This window comes from Paenibacillus sp. J14 (assembly GCF_000518465.1).
GTDB lineage: Bacteria > Bacillota > Bacilli > Paenibacillales > Paenibacillaceae > Fontibacillus > Fontibacillus barengoltzii.
The window spans coordinates 1-20,539 of sequence record NZ_JADQ01000068.1; the positions used below are offsets into that span (position 1 = coordinate 1).

The 20,539-nt window shown below is 53.2% G+C and carries 20 protein-coding genes; all 20 read right to left on the minus strand.

Features of this window, described 5'->3' with window-relative positions; genetic code table 11:
* The coding region (locus tag M891_RS0119680; RefSeq protein WP_028538915.1) for a transposase at positions 1-167 on the minus strand (167 nt) is incomplete at its 3' end.
* 192 nt (positions 168-359) lie between these two features.
* Positions 360-1,868 carry a lysine--tRNA ligase gene (lysS, locus tag M891_RS0119685; RefSeq protein ID WP_016314652.1) on the minus strand — a complete coding sequence of 503 codons (1,509 nt, stop codon included), beginning with the start codon at positions 1,866-1,868 and terminating at the stop codon, positions 360-362.
* A gap of 101 nt (positions 1,869-1,969) precedes the next feature.
* Positions 1,970-2,446 (minus strand): transcription elongation factor GreA, encoded by a 477-nt coding sequence (greA, locus tag M891_RS0119690; protein ID WP_009226297.1) that lies wholly within the window; start codon positions 2,444-2,446, stop codon positions 1,970-1,972.
* 368 nt (positions 2,447-2,814) lie between these two features.
* Positions 2,815-3,816, minus strand: a complete 1,002-nt coding sequence (gene dusB, locus M891_RS0119695; protein WP_028539998.1) for a tRNA dihydrouridine synthase DusB — start codon at positions 3,814-3,816, stop codon at positions 2,815-2,817.
* A 46-nt stretch (positions 3,817-3,862) separates the two neighbouring features.
* Positions 3,863-4,069 (minus strand): helix-turn-helix domain-containing protein, encoded by a 207-nt coding sequence (locus M891_RS0119700; protein WP_016314655.1) that lies wholly within the window; start codon positions 4,067-4,069, stop codon positions 3,863-3,865.
* The gene (gene folK / locus M891_RS0119705; protein WP_028539999.1) at positions 4,021-4,569 is read right to left on the minus strand and encodes a 2-amino-4-hydroxy-6-hydroxymethyldihydropteridine diphosphokinase; all 549 of its coding nucleotides are present in this window, start codon (positions 4,567-4,569) and stop codon (positions 4,021-4,023) included. Before folK ends, M891_RS0119700 begins: the two co-directional genes overlap by 49 nt.
* A gap of 10 nt (positions 4,570-4,579) precedes the next feature.
* Entirely contained in the window at positions 4,580-4,942 is a 363-nt protein-coding gene (folB, locus tag M891_RS0119710; protein WP_016314657.1) for a dihydroneopterin aldolase, read from the minus strand.
* Between the two features lie 28 nt (positions 4,943-4,970).
* Entirely contained in the window at positions 4,971-5,807 is an 837-nt protein-coding gene (gene folP, locus M891_RS0119715) for a dihydropteroate synthase (RefSeq protein WP_028540000.1), read from the minus strand.
* Positions 5,788-6,771 (minus strand): aminotransferase class IV, encoded by a 984-nt coding sequence (locus M891_RS0119720; RefSeq protein ID WP_028540001.1) that lies wholly within the window; start codon positions 6,769-6,771, stop codon positions 5,788-5,790. Before M891_RS0119720 ends, folP begins: the two co-directional genes overlap by 20 nt.
* On the minus strand, positions 6,768-7,349 hold the full coding sequence (pabA, locus tag M891_RS0119725) for an aminodeoxychorismate/anthranilate synthase component II (protein WP_016314660.1): 582 nt from the start codon (positions 7,347-7,349) through the stop codon (positions 6,768-6,770). Before pabA ends, M891_RS0119720 begins: the two co-directional genes overlap by 4 nt.
* Before the next feature lie 52 nt (positions 7,350-7,401).
* Positions 7,402-8,919: an anthranilate synthase component I family protein gene (locus tag M891_RS0119730; RefSeq protein WP_028540002.1), complete on the minus strand. Its 1,518-nt coding sequence runs from the start codon at positions 8,917-8,919 to the stop codon at positions 7,402-7,404.
* Between the two features lie 167 nt (positions 8,920-9,086).
* Positions 9,087-10,025, minus strand: a complete 939-nt coding sequence (gene cysK / locus M891_RS0119735; RefSeq protein ID WP_016314662.1) for a cysteine synthase A — start codon at positions 10,023-10,025, stop codon at positions 9,087-9,089.
* Positions 10,026-10,277: 252 nt separating this feature from the next.
* Positions 10,278-11,168, minus strand: coding sequence for an Hsp33 family molecular chaperone HslO (hslO, locus tag M891_RS0119740; protein WP_016314663.1), 891 nt, complete (start codon positions 11,166-11,168; stop codon positions 10,278-10,280).
* A gap of 72 nt (positions 11,169-11,240) precedes the next feature.
* On the minus strand, positions 11,241-12,005 hold the full coding sequence (locus M891_RS0119745) for a type III pantothenate kinase (protein ID WP_016314664.1): 765 nt from the start codon (positions 12,003-12,005) through the stop codon (positions 11,241-11,243).
* Positions 12,006-12,012: 7 nt separating this feature from the next.
* Positions 12,013-12,879 carry a carboxylating nicotinate-nucleotide diphosphorylase gene (gene nadC / locus M891_RS0119750; RefSeq protein ID WP_028540003.1) on the minus strand — a complete coding sequence of 289 codons (867 nt, stop codon included), beginning with the start codon at positions 12,877-12,879 and terminating at the stop codon, positions 12,013-12,015.
* Positions 12,869-14,485: an L-aspartate oxidase gene (gene nadB, locus M891_RS0119755; protein ID WP_028540004.1), complete on the minus strand. Its 1,617-nt coding sequence runs from the start codon at positions 14,483-14,485 to the stop codon at positions 12,869-12,871. Before nadB ends, nadC begins: the two co-directional genes overlap by 11 nt.
* A gap of 36 nt (positions 14,486-14,521) precedes the next feature.
* Positions 14,522-15,460 carry a quinolinate synthase NadA gene (nadA, locus tag M891_RS0119760; protein ID WP_016314667.1) on the minus strand — a complete coding sequence of 313 codons (939 nt, stop codon included), beginning with the start codon at positions 15,458-15,460 and terminating at the stop codon, positions 14,522-14,524.
* 408 nt (positions 15,461-15,868) lie between these two features.
* A complete protein-coding gene (gene ftsH / locus M891_RS0119765) occupies positions 15,869-17,998 on the minus strand; it encodes an ATP-dependent zinc metalloprotease FtsH (protein ID WP_016314668.1) in 2,130 nt (709 codons plus the stop codon).
* Positions 17,999-18,098: 100 nt separating this feature from the next.
* Positions 18,099-18,638 (minus strand): hypoxanthine phosphoribosyltransferase, encoded by a 540-nt coding sequence (gene hpt, locus M891_RS0119770; protein ID WP_009226313.1) that lies wholly within the window; start codon positions 18,636-18,638, stop codon positions 18,099-18,101.
* Positions 18,639-18,689: 51 nt separating this feature from the next.
* Entirely contained in the window at positions 18,690-20,147 is a 1,458-nt protein-coding gene (tilS, locus tag M891_RS0119775; protein WP_028540005.1) for a tRNA lysidine(34) synthetase TilS, read from the minus strand.
* Positions 20,148-20,539: the final 392 nt, after the last annotated feature.

The window sequence follows — 20,539 nt, forward strand, 5'->3', positions numbered from 1 at the left end:
CCTTCTATGATCTCCACTCCCTTGTATTTGCACAGACGCTTAAATATTTCGATCAAATCTCTCCTCACTTGATTATAGATCTCTTTCCGTCTATACTTCGGGGTGAACACGATATGGTATTTGCACATCCACTTCGTGTGAGCTAAACTATAGCTCTTGTTTGCCATCTAAGACCATTCCTTTCTTTTATTGAGCCTGAACATCTCAATTTTATGGGAATGGTCTAGTTGGTCAAACCTTCGTTCCTCCACCCGCATAGCGGGTGGTTTTTTGTTTCGCACGCTTCACGAGCTCAACTGGCTAAAGCCATAATAAAACAACAAGCCCAGCCAAAGCCGGGCTTGTTCTCGTCCAAACTCTTATTCCGCAGAACGCATATGCGGGAACAACAGCACGTCACGGATGGATGCCGAGTCAGTCAACAGCATCACCAGACGGTCCACCCCAATACCCAAACCACCAGTCGGAGGCATCCCGTACTCGAGGGCACGGATGAAGTCCTCATCCATTTCATGCGCTTCATCGTTACCTTGTTCACGTTCAAGCAATTGCGCTTCGAAACGTTGACGCTGGTCGATCGGGTCGTTCAGTTCCGTAAAGGCATTCGCATGCTCACGGGCTACGATAAACAGCTCAAAGCGATCTGTAAACCGCGGATCCTGCTCGTTCTTCTTCGCGAGCGGCGAGATCTCAACCGGATGTCCGTAAACGAACGTAGGTTGAATTAATGTTTCTTCAACAAATTGCTCAAAGAATGCGTTCAAAATATGACCATACGTCATATGCGGCTCAACTGGCACATTGTGCTCCTTCGCCAAACGATGCGCCTCTTCATTGCTCATTTGCACGCTGAAATCGACGCCGGTTACTTCTTTAACTGCATCAACCATGGACACACGGCGCCATTGCGGCTTCAAGTTAACCTCATGCCCTTGGTAATGTACCACTTGAGTCCCGAGCACTTCCTGCGCGATATGGGAGATCAGATTTTCCGTAAGCGCCATAATATCTTTATAGTCGGCATAAGCTTCATACAGCTCGATCATCGTAAATTCCGGGTTGTGACGCGTCGAAATCCCTTCGTTCCGATAAACCCGGCCGATTTCATAAACTTTCTCCAAGCCGCCAACGATCAGTCGCTTCAAGTGAAGCTCGATGGCGATCCGCATATACAACTGCATGTCCAACGCATTGTGGTGCGTAATAAACGGACGGGCAGCCGCACCGCCAGCAATGTTATGCAGCGTTGGCGTTTCCACTTCCAAATATCCGAGGGAATCCAGGTAACGGCGCATGGATCGGATGATCTGCGAACGCTTGATGAACGTCTGCTGCACTTCAGGATTCACGATCAAGTCGACATAACGCTGGCGATAACGCAGCTCAACGTCTTTCAAACCGTGATATTTGTCCGGCAACGGATACAACGACTTCGACAGCACCTCTAAGTCCTTCACCTTGATCGTCGTTTCACCAGTTTTGGTTTTGAACACCTCACCCGTTACCCCGACGATATCCCCAAGGTCCAGAATGCTGAACGCCTGATACTTCACTTCAGGCACGCTGTCTTGACGGACATAAATCTGAATTTTGCCAGACAAGTCCTGCAGGTGCGCAAAGCTGGCTTTCCCCATGACCCGCTTAGCCATGATTCTTCCAGCAATGGTCACCTCGACGCGCTTCTCCTCCAATTCTTCCTTGGTCAGCCCGTCATATTGCCGGAGAATGTCCCCCGCCATGTCGGTGCGTTCAAATTTTTTGCCAAAAGGATCGATGCCAAGCCCGCGCAGCTCGTCCAATTTATCACGGCGAATTTGCAGCAGCTCGCTGACCTCCATCGCTTCCTGGTTATTCATCTCTTCGCTCATTACCCTACTCCACTCCTTAATCCAGCTGAATTTGCTCGCCGACAAAAGAAACAGTGAAAGAAGCCTCCGCTGGGGAAGCTTCTTCTCTCGCTCATTCCGCCTTACTTCTTAATGTCTACGATTTTATATTGAATCACGCCTGCCGGAACGTTAACGTCTACGATGGCGCCTTTTTTCTTCCCAAGAATGGCTTTGCCGACAGGACTTTCATTCGAAATTTTGTTCTGCATCGGATCGGATTCTGCCGTCCCGACGATCGCATATTCCATCGTATCGCCGAATTCCAGATCTTCCACCGTCACGATCGAACCAATGCTTACCGTATCCGTGTCGATTTCATCGTTGTTGATGATCCGCGCGTTGCGAAGCATTTTCTCCAGAGTAATGATGCGTCCTTCAATAAATGCTTGCTCGTTCTTGGCGTCCTCATATTCCGAGTTCTCGCTGATATCCCCGTATCCGATGGCAACCTTGATCCGTTCCGCCACTTCACGGCGTTTCACGGACTTCAAGTTCTCCAATTCTTCTTCCAGTCTTTTCAGACCGTCTTGGGTAAGGATAACTTCTTTATCGCTCATCTCAACCGATTCTCCTGTCATGGAAAAAATTTTCGCACGGTACGTGCGGCACCCGAAAACTCCCCCTGGCAAACGAACGATTCCCAAATGGTATAGTTCCTTTGCCCTACCACTGCCGCCCAGGTGCATGGAAGCGCTCGCTTCCGGCCACAGTGATCACTTCGATGCTTACTTGTTGTGTTTATTATATGCAATATGTGATAAGGGTCAGACCCTCATTTGGGAGAGACTGACACTTGAGGCGAATTTATATTGTGAAATTATAGGTGAACGATTCTGAAATGTCAATGACGCCCGATTTTACAAATGTAAACGTTTCATGTGTATAGAGGTCCCCCATTCGAGGACACCCCTCTCCACTTCAACGTTTAGGCGGACACCTCATCGGGTACCGTTCCCGCCGCCAAATCAGCAACAAAATTCTCAAGAATCCGCACCATCTCGTCCCGCCGAGTTTCTTCCATAATGAGGTCTTTGATGCGCGCTGCCCCTTTCAACCCTTTTAAATACCAAGCCAAATGTTTGCGCATTTCACGAACAGCAACAAGCTCACCCTTCAACGCCGCTAGACGGTCCATGTGAAGGATCGCAATGCGAATCTTCTCCTCCGCATCCGGCTCAGGAAGCAATACGCCTGTTTTCAAGTATTCAACCGTCCGGTACAGCATCCAAGGGTTACCGAGCGCTCCGCGTCCGATCATCACACCGTCACAGCCGGTCTCATCCAGCATCCGTTTCGCATCCTCCGGTGTCGCCACATCGCCGTTCCCAATGACGGGAATCGACACCGCTTCCTTCACTTGTCGGATGTAACTCCAGTCCGCTTTTCCAGTGTATAGCTGCTCCCGCGTCCGACCATGAACACTCACAGCTTTACCGCCGGCTCGTTCAACCGCTTTAGCGTTGTCCACGACGTAGATGTGCTCCGCGTCCCAGCCTATGCGCATTTTTACCGTGACCGGTTTACTTACCGCATCCACAACCGCCGCAACCATTTCGTATATTTTATTCGGGTCAAGCAGCCAGCGTGCCCCAGCGTCACATTTCGTCACCTTCGGCACAGGGCAGCCCATATTAATATCGATGATGTCGGCATTGGTTTCCTGATCGACGACTTTTGCCGCTTCGACCAGCGACGCGCGATCCCCGCCGAAAATTTGCAGACTGAGCGGCTTTTCCCGCTCGTCCACAAAGAGCATTTCTCGCGTCCGCTTATTGCCGTGAAGGATCGCTTTATCGCTAACCATCTCGGCGCAGACCAGCCCGGTCCCAAATTCTTTGGCAATCAGACGGAAGGCTGGATTACATACGCCTGCCATCGGGGCAAGTACGACTCGGTTCTTCAATTCCACATCGCCAATCTTCAGCAAGATGGTTCCCTCCCATGCAATAAAATAGTTAAAAATCAGCGGTGCACTACAAATCCGACTTGAGCTCCGCTAAAGATATTCCTAAACATTGGGCAATCTTCGTTAACATTTGCTCATCTGCCCGGCGGTTCCCCCGTTCTACCGCGCCCAATAAGGCCAGGGATACGCCGGACTTCTCTGCCAGCTCTTGCTGGGTGAAGCCTTTTAGCTTTCGGAAAGCGCGGATGCGCTGTGCCAGTTGCATGTTTTCCAAAACCGGACGCCTTCCTTTCCATCTAAGTTGTCTAGAGCTTGATGAATCTGTTCAAACAGCCCGGAAGGCTCTCCTTCCGGCACGATGTCGGCTAAGGGAATGAGCACAAAAGCACGCTCCATCATCCGCGGGTGCGGTAAGGTCAGAAGCGGGGTGTCCATCACCCTGCCGTCAGCCCACAATAAATCCAGGTCCACCGTTCGCGGCCCAAAGCGAATCGTACGCTCCCGTCCCAGTCGCAGCTCAATATCGAGCATGAAGGTCAGCAACGCCTCAGGTTCCAGCGAAGTGCGGACCGCAACGGCCATATTCACAAAACAAGGCTGATCCAAATAACCAACCGGATCCGTCTCATAGAGATTGGAGCACCGCAGGACCTCGATCTCCGGGTGCTTCTGCAATTCTGAGATCGCCTGCATCAAAGTGGCTTCGCGGTCGCCTAGATTAGCCCCTAAAGCAATATAAGCCTCTGAAAGCTCAGAGGGAGATGTCATAGTCATAAATATTAGCTCACTTTCTGGAACGATACAACTCGACCGTCACACCGTCAAAATGTACGTCAAACGGCGGATGCGGCTTCGTAACTCGAACCGTTAACGCATCTACCCTAGTATAAGTGTCCAATACCGCAGATGCAATATGCTCCGCCAGGGCTTCGATAAGCTTGAAGCTCTTCTTCTCAACGACCCCCTTGACCAGCTCATGCACTTCGGCATAATTGACCGTCTGCGTTAAATCGTCGTTAACCCCGGCCTCATGCAGATCCAACTCCAATTCCAAATCTACATAAAATCGTTGACCGAGCTTACGCTCTTCCTCAAAAACACCGTGATACCCGTAATATTCCAAGTGCCGCAGCACGATTTTATCCATTCATTTCAGCTCCTTTACCGGCAAATGGTCAAGCATACACGATGGCATCGCACATCTGCACGGTTTGCTTGATCTCTTTCACGTCATGGACACGGACGATTTGGCAGCCTTGCGCAATTCCCAACGCCACGGTGGCCGCCGTTCCGAACACCACCTCATCGACCGGAAGATCCAATGCGGTGCGGATAAACCGTTTGCGAGACGTCCCCAGCAGCAACGGGAACCCCAATGCCGCTAATTCGTCCAACGCCTTCATGACACGCAGATTTTCGTGATAGTCCTTAGCAAAGCCGATGCCGGGGTCCAAAATAATATTTTCATCTGAAACGCCGGCCTTTCGGGCAATCTCCACGCTCTCCCGCAAATCCGCAGCCACATCGGCAAGCAAATCGCGGTAATGACGATCATGACGGTTATGCATCAAAATCACCGGACAACCAAACTCCGCCGCCACTTCCGCCATCCGCGGCTCCGCCTTAAAACCCCAGACATCATTTATGATATGCGCCCCGGCCTTCAACGCTTCGTATGCCACCTGCGCCTTGTACGTATCGACCGACAACGGAATGTGAGGAAGCTCGCGATGAAGTGCCTCAACGACAGGAATGACCCGTTCCAGCTCTTCCTGTTCACTTACAGGCACATGGCCTGGACGTGTCGACTCCCCGCCGATATCAATAATATCCCCACCTTCTGCAACCATTTCACGGGCGTGCTGAACGGCGCGCTCTACATTATTGTAACGACCTCCATCGGAAAAAGAGTCCGGCGTCACATTCAAAATTCCCATCACCAGCGTGCGCTCCCCCAACGTTAAAGAGGCCTCGCCCAGCTGGTAGCTGCGCTTATAGATGATCGGCTGCATCGCCACTCCTCGCTTTCTCTCTATATTTCCCCAATAACAGACACGTCATCGGTCCGATTCGTCCGGTTCCCACTGTGCGCCGTAGTGACCCTCGGCCTCCGGGCTGGTCAGACTCCACCAGTTCCGTCACCGGCACAAGCTCCTGAATCGAATTCGTCAGGAAGACCTCGTCAGCCGCCAACAGCTCGTCCCAAGTGTAGCGACCTTCCTCCGCCGCAATCCCTTGCTCAGCTGCCAGCTCCAGCACCTTCGCGCGGGTAACGCCGGGGAGAATGCCGGTTTCCACATCCGGTGTATATAATCTTCCATTTCGTGCAAAAAATACATTGCTGACGATCCCCTCCGCCAGCCAGCCATCCGCCGTCAGCAGCAGTCCCTCAGCGGGTGCTGCAGCAGATCGACGTCCGTGCACATGCGGTTGGGCATTCGCTGCAGGAGCGTCTGCCGTCTGCAGCGCCTCCCGTTCTAACCGAGCGAGTTCGCGCTTCGCCAACACATTGTTCATATAGTGCAGTGACTTGAAACGCACCTCGCCCTCCGGCGTATTGCGAGGCGTTGTCAGCCGCCATAACGGCTTCCCATCCGTGTACAGCGTCTCCCCAGGGTCGGGCAGCGGCTTCACATAGATCACGACCCTTGGTTTCTCGTAGTCACCGACAGGCAAGCCCAGCGGCCCTTCGCCAGCCGTCACCGTATATCGAATGTAACCTTCGTCCAATCCGTTCCGCGCAAGCAGCTCGGCGATTTCCGCTTCAACCCGGCCATGATCAACCTGGTGCGCAATCCCAAGCGCCTTGCAGCCTGTCTCCAGCCGCTGGAGATGCTGTTCTAGCAGGAACGGGCGCCCTCCGTAGGTGCGGAACGTTTCAAATAAACCGAGCCCGTACATAAAGCCGTGATCCATCACAGAGATCACGGCTTGATCGGCCGGGGTCGGAACGCCATCCACCCCGATGTAATTCATGCTTTGGCTTCCGCCTTTCGGTTCAAGAAGTTACGGAGAATTTGGTGTCCATGCTGGGTAATGATCGATTCCGGATGGAACTGCACGCCCTCGACGGCATACTCTTTGTGGCGCAGCCCCATGATCTCCCCTTCCGCCGTCTCTGCCGTAATCTCCAGGCAATCCGGCAGACTCTCGCGCTCCACGATCAGCGAATGATATCGCGTAGCCGTGAAGGGGGACGGCAGACCGGCAAACACCGATTCTCCATGATGGTAAATAGGCGATGTCTTGCCATGCATCAAGCGTTCGGCGCGAATTACCTTGCCGCCAAAGGCTTGACCAATGGCCTGATGCCCCAGACAAACGCCAAAGATCGGGATAACCCCTTTAAAATGCTCAATCAAATTCAACGTGATCCCAGCCTCATTGGGCGTACACGGGCCGGGGGATATCAAAATATGATCCGGCTGCAAAGCCTCAATACCCGCAAGATCGATCTCATCGTTGCGGCGGACAGTTACTTCCTCGCCTAACTCACCTAAATACTGCACCAGATTGTACGTGAAAGAATCATAATTGTCGATCACTAAAATCATCTCATCTCATCTCCTGTCCTAGACTTTGTCCAGCTGGCTCTTCTGAAAATCCTCAACTCTGTTGTACAGCCAGAGCAACGGCTCTAGCTTTGTTCAAACATTCCCTATACTCACGATACGGGTCTGAATCGATGACAATGCCGGCACCTGTCTGCAAGTAGCCGACGCCGTCCTTCGTGACCAGCGTACGTATAATAATATTTAATTCGATATTCCCGGCATAGTCAATCCATCCCATTGCGCCGGTGTAAGGGCCTCTCGTGACAGGCTCAAGCTCCTCGATAATTTCCATCGTCCGCACTTTAGGCGCTCCGGTGATCGTTCCCCCAGGAAAAACAGCCGCAATCGCATCATAAATCGTACGATCCGCATTCAGCACTCCTTCGACCTCGGAGACCAGATGCATGACGTGCGAATACCGCTCCACGGTAAACAGCTCGCTGACCCGCACCGTCCCATACTCCGCCACCCGGCCGATATCGTTGCGCAGAAGGTCGACGAGCATGATGTGCTCGGCTTGCTCCTTCTCGCTGGCCAGCAGCTCGGCCTCCATCCGCTGATCCTCCTGCGGCGTATGTCCACGCCGTCTCGTTCCCGCAATCGGTCGGGTGCTGATTCGCCCCTGCTCCACCTTCACCAGCAACTCCGGCGAAGCGGATACGAGCTGGAAGTCCGGGAACCGGAGCAAACCCATATACGGCGAAGGATTCAGCTTGCGCAGCTGCTCATACACCCGCTCCGGCGAAGCGGCCAACGGAAATGCTTGGCGCAGCGAAAGATTCACCTGGAAGACGTCGCCAGCCGCGATATATTCCTGCACCCGTCGCACCGCCGCTTCAAACGCCTCCTGCGGCATGGAGACGGACAAGCGCCGGCGTTCCAACTCCTCGTCGGGAAGTGAAGGGGAGTCCGCCGCGGCACTCCCTGTACCTACCGAGTCCTTCGCCGACGTGCAAAAGCCAGCCCACAGCTCTGCCATTCGTACAGCCCGCGCCTCAGCGAGGTGATAGCGGTCACGCAGCTGATCCAAAGGCAGCGACGCAATCGGGACATGGACGATGCAATACACATCGCCTTCCGCTTGATCGATGACCCACAGCTCCTCGAACCGCATCCAGACGTAATCATCCAGGCCCAGATCGTCCTGTGCCAGGTTGGGCAGCCGTTCTAGCGATCGTGCGACGTCATAGGCGAGATAACCCACCGCCCCGCCGCTGAATTTCGGCAACCCCGACCAACCCGGCGAACGAAATGGTTCCATCCAGTCCCGCAGCATATCGAGCGGCTTGCCTGACTTGACTGAAACTTTGCCGGAAGCAAAATCCTCCACCACGGCCTGATCGCCCTTACCGCGAAGGACGGAGACCGGATTCAGCCCCAAGAAGGTATAGCGTCCAACCTTGCCGCTCTCCAACACAAAGGCATATGGCCCGGCTTCCTCCCAGGCCCGGGACCAGTTCTCAGGCAAGCCGACAGCCGGCAGCGGAATTTTGACCGCGAAGGGCAGCACCGTCCAGTTGCCCGTGTTCCCCCATTCTCTCCATTGCTCCCAAGTCATTATCTTTTTCATGAAGCGCGCGTGATCCCCCACATTCTCAGCCTGAAGAAGCTCTTGTCTTATTGGAAGCTAGTATACTAGAAGACGCCTAATAGGAAAACATCTATCGCAAAAAATAAAAACCCCAGACCGTTCGGTTGGAACGGCCGGGGGTGATCATCGCTCTTACCGCGAAACGATTAAGCTTCGAAATTGTACAGCGGCGTGCTGAGATAACGTTCACCGTTACTTGGAATAACGGCAACGACACGTTTGCCTTTACCCAGTTGCTTCGCAACTTTCAATGCAGCAAACACTGCAGCACCGGAAGAGATCCCGGACAGAATGCCTTCTTGTCTTGCTACAATACGCGCTTGTTCGAACGCTTCTTCGTTCTCGACATGAATGATTTCATCATAAATTTCACGGTTCAAAATTTCTGGAATGAAGTTCGCACCGAGACCTTGGATTTTGTGAGGACCTGGTTTACCGCCAGCCAAAATCGGCGATGCTGCCGGTTCAACGGCGTAGATTTTCAGATCCGGGAACCGTTTCTTCAATACTTCACCCGCACCGGTAATCGTACCGCCAGTACCGATCCCTGCAACAAATGCATCCAGACGTCCATCCAGCGATTCGATTGCTTCAACGATTTCCGGCCCCGTCGTCTCGCGGTGAATCTTCACGTTCGCTTGAGTTCTAAATTGGTCTGCCAGGAAATAATCCGGATTCGCAGCTAGCAGTTCTTCGGCTTTCTTCACCGCACCGTTCATGCCCTCGGCCCCTGGCGTCAGGACAAGCTCTGCCCCGTAAGCGCGCAACAGGTTGCGGCGTTCCAAGCTCATCGTTTCCGGCATGACAATGACAGCTTTATAGCCTTTGGCTGCAGCGACCATCGCCAGGCCAATCCCGGTGTTTCCGCTGGTCGCTTCGATAATCGTGCCACCCGGTTTCAGCTTGCCGGCTTTTTCCGCCTCTTCCACAATGCTGATTGCAATCCGATCCTTGACGCTGGAGCCTGGGTTTTGGTATTCCAGCTTCACGTAGATTTCCGCACTGTCCTCCGGTACAACCCGGTTCAAACGGACCAGCGGCGTATCTCCGATCAATTCCGTAACATTGTTGACGACTTTTGCCATATCAAATATCCTCCCTTTGGATAAAAATAACCAAATCGATCTGGCTGCCCCACAAATGAAAGCTGAGATTTAGGATGCACGATTCATCGACTTTCATTTATTTCCGAGTAATTAAGTTGGTTTTCTAATTATAATCTTAACAACGCCGATCGGAGTTGTCAAGAAAAGTCACAAAAAATACTTTGCTTTCAAGGGACTTAAGCCCCCGATCGCAAAGTATTTTGGACCTACTCAGTCATACTTCACAATAATTTATTTCTCGGTTCTAGCGATCAGCTGGTCGATTTCCTCCGGCGTAAACAAGTAAGGCTCATTGCAGAAATCGCACACAACCTCCGTCTCTTTTCCTTCGTCCCGCAGCTCCTCCAGCTCCTTCTTGCCCAAGCTGATCAGCGTGCGTTCAACCCGTTCCCGGGAACAGTTGCAGGAAAAGACGATGTCCATCTCCTCCAGGATCTGCACATCCTTCACGATCCAGCGAAGCATTTCTTCCAGCTCCAGCCCTTGGTCAAGCAAAGCCGTAACCGGTGGAAGCTGTCCTATCGCCTTTTCGATCGAATCAATCTCCGAATCGCTTAAGCCTGGGAGCAGTTGAATGATGAAGCCCCCGGCTACGATCACCGAATTATCTACATCGACCAGGACGCCAAGTCCAACCGCGGATGGCGTTTGCTCCGATACGGCAAAATAATAGGTGAAATCCTCACCCAATTCACCGGAAATCAACGGCACGCTCCCGCGATACGGTTCCTTGAGCCCCAGATCCTTCGTGACATGGATGAACCCTTCGGTGCCGACTGCACCGCGCACGTCCAGTTTCCCTTGACTGTTGCTTGGCAAGTGGACATGCGGGTTCTTGACGTAACCGCGCACTTCGCCCTTGGCGTTCGCATCGGCAATGATCTGTCCGATCGGCCCGTCGCCCTTTACCTGAACGGTCAGCTTATCCTCGCCCTTGAGCATCGCCCCCATCATGGCAGCGGCAGTCACCGTCCGTCCCATAGCTGCGGTAGCTGTTGGATAAGTATCATGCCGACGGCGCAGCTCCTCCACCAGCTGGGTCGTCCGCACGGCAAAGGCGCGTACCTTCCCGTCCATGGCGATCCCTCGGATCAACCGGTCTTTCTTATTGTTATGGTCCATGTTGCGAAGGACCTCCTTTCATCCCTTAAAGGTCAATCAACCTTTCATTATTTCCATAATCTATGATCCGCATCATTGATTGCGCTCGTAAATAATGCGAAGGCCCTCCAAAGTCAGCTGGGAGTTAACCTCCTCGATGGTGCGCGTCTCGCTGGCGATCAGCTCAGCCAACCCTCCGGTAGCAATCACCTTCGGTTTCGCACCCATCTCCCGGGCAATCCGCTCCACAATGCCATCAACCTGGCCCGCATAGCCAAAAATAATCCCCGCCTGCATCGCATGCACCGTGTTGCGCCCGATCACCTTCTTCGGCTTCTCCAGCTCAATCCGCGGCAGCTTGGACGCCCGTTGATACAGGGCTTCGGTCGAGATGCCAATCCCCGGCACAATCGCACCGCCAAGATAATTGCCGGCAGCATCGATACAGTCAAATGTTGTGGCCGTGCCGAAGTCAACAACAACCAGCGGCCCGCCGTACTTCTCGATAGCCGCCACCGCGTTGACGATCCGGTCCGCGCCTACCTCGCGCGGGTTTTCGTAGCGCAGGTTCAGCCCGGTTTTGATGCCCGGCCCCACAACCAGCGGCTTGTGATGTAAATATTTTTCGCACAGCTCTTCCAGCACGTGCATTAACGGCGGAACAACCGAAGAAATGATGACGCCTTCCATCTCACTTCCCCGGATGCCTACCATATCAAACAGATTATGGATCAATACGCCGTACTCGTCCACCGTGGCTTGACGGTTCGTGCTGATGCGGAAATGATGGAGCAACTCCTTGCCCCGGTAAATCCCCAACACGATATTCGTATTGCCTACATCGACTACAAGGAACATGCGCCTGTTAAGCCTCCTTTTTGCCGTTCAGGTCCAAACTGATATCCAGGCTTTCAAAAGAATACGTCAACCGTCCCACGGAAATGACGTCTACGCCGCTCTCAGCAATGCCGCGAATCGTTTCCAGCGACACGTTGCCCGATGCTTCCACCGTTACATGCGGCGCTTTCGCCTTGATTCGGCGCACCGCTTCCTTCATCAGATCAGGTGCCATGTTGTCGAGCATAATGATATCTGCTCCAGCTTGCAGCGCTTCCTCCACCTGCTCGAGGTTCTCCGTCTCCACCTCAATGGTCATCGTATGCGGAATCTGAGCCCGGGCGCGGCTGACCGCTTGGGTAATCCCCCCGGCCCCCTTGATATGATTATCCTTGATCATCACCGCATCGTACAACCCAAAGCGGTGATTCGCACCTCCCCCGGTGCGGACGGCATACTTCTCCAGCATCCGATGTCCCGGCGTCGTCTTGCGCGTATCCACCAAACGAGTTGGCAGGCCGCCCAAAGCCTCGACGAACAGGTTCGTCCGTGTAGCGATCCCGGACAAGCGCTGCAGCAGATTCAGCGCTAACCGCTCCCCGGTTAAGATGCTATGCGTGCTTCCTTCAACCTCGGCGAGAATCGTACCTTTCTCGATGCGTTCGCCGTCCTTCACGTGCGGCGTAAACGTTAAGCTGGGGTCCACGATCTCAAAGACGAGCTGAGCTACCGGTATGCCGGCAACAATGCCGCCTTGCTTGGCGTGAATAATCCCTTTGGATTCATGGCCGGCAGGGATCGTCACGGCGGTCGTCACGTCTCCGGAGCCTACGTCTTCCTTCAGCCAGCTGCGGATAGACTCCACAAGCCCTTCATTATATCCATTAAACATCATCGCTAATTTCCTCCAACATCCCTTGATCCCGTTGCCACAACAGATGCTTGCGCCATTTCGCGTCATCCCGCTCCGGGAAGTCCCCGCGGTAGTGTCCACCCCGGCTCTCCTCGCGAGCCAATGCCGCTTGGGCCAGCAGCAGCGCGCAGGTCAACATATTGGCATACTCCCATTGGTCACGGGTATGCAGCGCTTGGCTAAAAATCGCCTTGTGCTTCTCCAACTCCTCGATGCCCTTGGTAAGCCCCCCTGCGGTGCGGCGCAGGCCGACACGGCGCACCATCGTCTTTTGCAGGTCAAGGCGGCGTTCCACCAGCGAGAACGGAGCCGGCGCCATGCGGCCGTCGTGGTAAGCCACCGTCTCGCCCGTACGAGTTCGCGGCGGCAGCTCCTCGATCCGCTGGATAATCCGGCGGCCAAACACAATCGCTTCCGACAGCGAATTGCTGGCAAGCCGATTGGCTCCGTGCACGCCGGTCGATGAAACCTCACCGCAGGCGAACAACCGTTGCACACTCGTCTCGCCATAATGGTTAACGCGAACGCCTCCCATCATATAATGCGCTGCCGGAGCGACTGGAATCCAGTCACTGGTCAAATCAAGCCCATAACGCAGGCAGGTTTCGTAAATCGTCGGAAAGCGCGCTTTGATCTTCTCCGGATCTTCGTGCGTGATATCGAGATACACGATACTTGCTCCGGTCTCCTCCATCTCGCTGACGATGGCTCGCGCTACGATATCCCGCGGGGCCAACTCCAGCAGCTCATGGTACTTGCTCATGAACCGCTCACCTTTAATATTCCGCAGCACGGCCCCTTCACCGCGAACCGCTTCGGAAATGAGGAACCGCGGGGCGCCCGGGTAGCAGAGCGAAGTAGGATGAAATTGAATAAATTCCATATCGCGAAGCACCGCTCCTGCCCGATAGGCGATGGCGAGGCCGTCCCCTGTGGCTACCTCGGGATTGGTCGTATAACGATACAACTGCCCGGCTCCGCCGGAGCATAGAATGGTCGCATTCCCGCGCAGGAACACACGCTGCCCGTCAGGCCGCTGGACTAACGCGCCCAGGCATTCGTTCTCCTCCGTAATCAAATCGATTACATAATGATTGTCCCAAACCTCGATGTTCGGATGGGCTTCCGCCTGCTCGGACAACGCCCGCACGATCTCATACCCTGTCGCATCCCCGTGCGCATGCAAGATTCGGCGATGGCTATGAGCCCCCTCTTTCGTGAGCGCCAGCTCCCCGTTTTCCAAATCAAAGGACGTACCCAGCTTCATGAGCTCTCTAACGCCTTCCGGCCCCTCATTCACAAGGATATCCACCGCTTTGGAGGAGCATAATCCCGCGCCGGCCAACAGCGTATCCTGGCGATGATAGGCCGGGGAATCATCCTCAGAGATCACGGCTGCAATCCCCCCCTGCGCATACCGGGTATTGCTCTCCAGCATGGATTTCTTCGTGACCAGGATTACGCGATTCTTTTCACTTGCTTTGATAGCGGTAAAAAGACCGGCAATCCCCGAACCGATCACAATCACATCCGTATCCACGACCGTCAATCGGCTTGCCTCAAAATCAACCAAATATTGTGGAATCACGTTCGTCACCTATCTTGAACAAGAGAGTAGCGCATGCTACTTAACTTGTAACATGCGCTCTAAGGATAATCTGGCTTTGTCGGCAACGACAGGCGGTACGTAAATTTGTGGCTGCATCGTTTCCAGGCATTTCACCAGTTTCTTCAGATTATTGACTTTCATGTTCGGGCACACCAGATATTTCGTGGCAAAATGGAACGTTTTGTCCGGGCTGTCTTTACGCAGCTGGTATCCAGTTCCATCCTCCGTACCAACGATAAACTCTTTGGTGGAGGAATTTTTGCAGTAATCGATGATCGCCGTAGTGCTGCCGACGAAATCGCCCATGGCCACCACTTCCGGGCGGCATTCCGGATGCACGACAAACTCGGCGTTCGGATATTTCGCTTTCATCTCAACGACGTCTTTGACCGTCAGCATATCATGCGTGTTGCAATAGCCTTCCCAGATGATCAGCTTCTTGTCGGTATGCTGTTGCACGTAATGGCCCAGGTTCTTATCCGGTACCCAGATAATCTCGTCTGCATCTACGGAGTTAATCACCTTCACCGCATTCGACGAGGTGCAGCAGATGTCCGTCTCCGCTTTGATTTCTGCGGAAGAGTTAATGTAGGTTACAACTTTGGCATTTGGGTGCTCCGCCTTCAACTTGCGCAAGCCGTCAACATTTACCATATCGGCCATCGGACAGCCTGCACGTTCATCAGGTATAAGTACCGTCTTGTTCGGCGCCAAGATCTTGGCGCTCTCGCCCATGAAATGTACGCCGCAGAATACGATGGTATCCGCGTCCGTCGAAGCGGCCTTCTGAGCGAGCAAAAATGAATCGCCCCGGAAATCCGCGACTTCTTGGATTTCATCCCGCTGATAATAATGCGCCAGTATGATGGCATTGCGTTCTTTCTTGAGCTGAACCAGCCTTTCCCGCAATTCGCGGTTCATTTCGGCTTTACGCTCAAGCGCTAGAGCCTCCACTTGAATTCCTCCCCCATAAGCTCATGTATCGTCTGTTGCTGTATTAACCCCATCCTGGCTCTCTATCTCTTCGCGTAGTCCGGGATTCTAGCTGCGTTGTATGACAATCCTGCGTGAAACGGCAAGAACGTATTAAATTTCACACGGTGTTTACCAACTAATTTACACAAGGTGAAAGGCACTGTCAATGCGCCGTCCGGGTGCGTATAGTCCCATTAGCCTTTGATAATGAAGGAAAAATAAGGATTATTGAGGAGATATGCACATTCAGCAATAACTAAAATTTTAAGGATAGGCTGGGGGACCCTGTTCTGGTTCTCATCAATACGCTCGATGTATCCCATCCATTCTAAAGCAAAAAATCCGGGAAACTGAAGGTTTCCCGGATTAGGTCTTTGCTAGTATGGTTTACACGGTTGGCGTGCTGCCTCCGTTATTTGGATCCTTGCCTTCGTCCGCCGAATCGGCTTGACCTGGCGTATCGCTGACGGTCCCTTGCGGTGTGTCCACCACCGGATCGTTCGTCCGATCGTTGGCGGTGCCGCCCGGAACATCATTCGGGATATCTCCGACCGGTGCAGCAGGCGCCGTATCCTCAGTTTTGCCTTGGATGCGAACGCGAACGTCACCCACGCTGTCGATCGTCGGCTCACCCGGTTCGGAGGAACCGTTGCCGCCATCTTGGCCGTCTTTCTTCAAGCCGTCCAGCGTACCGGTTTCAATCAGCGACTTGATTTGCTCGAGCTCCAAGGTTTCCACTTCAAGCAATGTTTCTGCAATGAGGTGAACTTCCTTGGCATGCTCCGTCAGCAACTGCTTACAACGTTCATAACATTCGTTGATGAACCGCTGCATTTCCTGATCGATCTCATAAGCGATTTGATCACTATAGTTCTGCTCGTGCCCGATATCGCGGCCCAGGAATACTTGGCCTTGCGATGTACCGAACTGCATCGGACCGAGCTTCTCGCTCATCCCGTATTCGATGATCATGCTGCGCACGATGTTGGTTGCTTGCTGGAAGTCACTGTACGCGCCGGTTCCGATCTCACCGATAAACAGCTCCTCGGATACGCGGCCGCCAAGCAAACCGGTTACCCGATCCAGCAGCTCGTTCTTCGTGGCCAGCATGCGGTCTTCCTTCGGTAACATAATGACATACCCGCCGGCGCGGCCGCGTGGAATGATCGTTACCTTGTGCACCATATCGGCATGCTCCAAGAAGTAACCCACAATCGTGTGACCCGCTTCGTGGTAAGCCACGATGCGCTTCTCGCGGTCGCTGATGACGCGGCTGCGTTTCTCTGTCCCGACAATTACGCGGTCGATCGCTTCGTCGACTTCCGTCATGGAAATATCTTTGCGGTTCCGACGTGCGGCGAGGAGGGCCGCTTCGTTCAGCAGGTTCTCCAGATCAGCGCCGGTAAAGCCCGTCGTACGCTTCGCGATGACGTCCAGCTTGACGTCTTTGGTCAGCGGCTTGTTGCGCGCATGCACTTTCAAGACCGCTTCGCGTCCCTTCACATCCGGACGGTCTACCGTGATTTGACGGTCAAAACGTCCCGGACGCAGCAAGGCCGGGTCCAGAATATCTGCACGGTTCGTTGCAGCGATGATGATAATGCCTTCATTGCCGCTGAAACCGTCCATTTCTACGAGCAATTGGTTGAGCGTTTGTTCGCGTTCATCATGACCGCCGCCAAGCCCAGCACCCCGCTGACGACCAACGGCGTCAATTTCGTCGATAAAGATGATACAAGGCGCATTCTTCTTCGCGTTCTCGAACAAATCCCGCACGCGGGAAGCGCCGACCCCAACGAACATTTCCACGAAATCAGAACCGGAAATGCTGAAGAACGGAACCCCTGCTTCACCGGCAACTGCACGGGCAAGCAAGGTTTTACCGGTACCCGGAGGGCCTACAAGCAGAACGCCTTTAGGAATTCTTGCCCCCACGGCCGAGAACTTCCGCGGATCTTTCAGAAACTCAACGACTTCGACAAGCTCTTGCTTCTCTTCATCGGCACCTGCGACATCTTCAAACGTGACTTTCTTCTTCTCTTCATTATAGAGACGCGCCCGGCTCTTGCCGAAGTTCATCACTTTGCCGCCGCCGCCCTGCGCTTGATTAAACAAGAAGAAGAACAGAATGAACATAATCGCCAGCGGAACAATCGAAGTCAGGAAGGTCAGCCAGATGCTCTCACCTTGCATCTTCTTCCATTCCAGACTAAAGTTGTTCTGTTCGCTGTATGCGATAATCTCCTTAACGACATTCTCGTCAAAAGGCACATACAAAGAGAAATTCTTCGTCTTGTCGTTTCCAACAGGTTCCTTATACTTACCGGTTACCAGATAAGCGTAACCGTCAAATTTAACGGTTAGATCATCAACATTATTAGCCTTCAGTTCCTGACGTAAGTCCGAATACTTAGGGGTGACGGTTGCTTCTTGTCCGCCATTGAGGAATTGGACGATGCCCACCACGACTAAGAAAAGTATTAAATAAAAACCAGAATTCCGGATGAACCGATTCATCCCCTACCTCCTCTCAAGACCTTAAGTTATTTTACCATAGCCAATCTCGCCATTTCAAAATTCCGGCAAGGGTGGTCTTTCGTCCAAGCGGACGACGAAATCAACTGGTGTAAATCTCCGGCTTCAGAACTCCGATGAATGGGAGGTTACGGTATTTCTCGGCATAATCCAGACCGTATCCGACAACGAAAGCGTCCGGAAGAACGAACCCTGACAGGTCCGCTTGCAAATCCACCGTACGCCGTGCCGGTTTATCAAACAGCGTAACGATTTTAACCGATTTAACCTTGCGCCGTTCAAGCACATCAATCAAATAGCTGAGCGTCAGCCCGCTATCGATAATGTCCTCTACGATCAAGATATCGCGGCCTTCCACGGAGGTATCCAAATCCTTGATGATTTTCACTTCCCCGGAAGAACGGGTTCCTGCTCCATAACTCGAGACAGCCATGAAGTCGAGCTCGATCGGTACCGTAATTTCCTTAACCAGATCGGCCATAAAAATAAAAGCGCCTTTCAAGATACAGATTACGAGCGGGTTACGTCCTTCGTACTCCGCACTCAGCTGTTTGCCCAACTCAGCAACCTTCTCTTGAATTTGTTCCCGCGTAATCAAAATTTCCTGGATATCGTTTAGCAAAATGAGTGAACCTCCTACGTTATTCTATGAATGCCGATCTTTCGCTAATCCTCAAGGTGTGCGATCCAAATCTGGGCGCGGCGTAAGAACCATTTGCACAACAGAGGTCGTGCGCGGGTTCACCGCAGCAACTGCGGATCGGCGAACGCCGGGAATCCACAGGATCCGGCCTGCGGCATCCGTGACCATCGGGATGCGGGAGCGGAGGGATGGTGGTATTTTCGCGTCGATGAAAATATCTTTTACCTTTTTGCTGCCGTTTAATCCCATAACTTTCATCACGTCTCCCGGAAGACGGGAACGCACGGTAAGCGGATAAACCAACTCATCCGCATCAAATATCGCTTCGTTATTTCCTTCTGCCTTGACGTGAAGCTCCCTGCCGGCGCCAGACCGCGTGATTCGCAAGCTCTGGCTCAGGCCCTCGATCGGCACCTCTGCCGGAATTTGTTCCACCAAATATGTATAATGAGGAATCCGACTTTCTACTGCCGGGGGGATAAAGCGGATCTTGTCATATTCGCGTACGCATCTAACGCCGCCGCCTAGGTCTAAGCTCCACGTTGTGGGCCGATCTTGAATCGTCCCTTGACGAATCGCTTCGACCTTGACAAAATCGCGATCCTCCGTACTTAAAGGCAGATAATTTAATATTAGTTTAATCAACCTCCGTTGTAAAGCAACATGTAAACCGGAGAATAGAGGGGCTTCCAACGAGAAAATCCCGCCCTCCGTCCGCACAAGCTCCGCGTACAACTTTACCGCTTCCTGATGCAGATAATCATCTTCCGCTGCAGTCAGCACCGCCAACCGATTCAGCGATTCCGGTAACTGACCATTATATTGCCCCAAAAATGGCAGCACATCCAACCGAATCGAATTCCGCGTCAGCTCTTTATCCAGGTTGCTGCTGTCTTCGACATAAGCCAGCCCGGATTCGCGGCACGCCTGGAGCAAATCCGTCTTGTATATACGGAGCAAGGGGCGGATAAGTTCCACATTTTTTTCGCGGCGTTTGGGTCGCATCCCGGCTAATCCAGAAGGTCCGCTGCCCCGCAGCAGCCGCATCAGCACCGTCTCGGCCTGGTCGTCGGCATGATGAGCCAGGGCGATGGACGATGCTCCATAACGAGCGGCCACCTGATGCAGATATTCGTACCGTTTCTCCCGAGCCGCCAGCTCGAGGCTTTGCCCCGTTTGCTTCATATAAGCCCGCACATCCGCGTAACCCAGATCAAAAGGGATGCCCAGCTGCTTGGCAAGCTTACGGACAAATTCCGCATCCCGATCCGCCTCGTCTCCGCGTAAGCCGTGATGAAGGTGCGCGCAGATTAGCCCAAGTCCCAGCTCCTTGTCCCCAGCGATTTCCTTCATTATATGCAGCAGCACCGTAGAATCGACTCCGCCGGACACCGCCACAACGATCACATCTCCGGGCAACCATAACTGCTCCTGCTGGCCAAACCGGCGAACCTGCTCGGTTAAGCGGTACAGCGTGGTTTCCTTCATCGGGCCCCCCTCTCCCTTCTCTCCAAAAATAGCGAACCAAATGGAGACATCTGAACTCGTTCGTAAACGTAACGGACTGTAAGGACGTTATTTGCCTATTTCCTGGCTATTTCCTAATCTAACGGACCTCAGTGACCTTAAGTCGCCTTATCATGGACCTGATCAACGCAATTATCCGAAATAGGAGCTCCTCAGTCCGTTGCTATGAACGTTTTTGTCAAGCCCTCGGTTTTAANTCTGCCTGAGCACGTGGCGCGAGAGCAAAAATGCGAGCGACGGTCGGCACGCTGCTATCCGTGGGTTGGTTACCACATGTTATGCCTTCGTCAGGGAGAGCCCTTGCAAGCTAGAAACGCACGTTCAGTTTCTTTCAAAACCTAGTGCAAACGGAC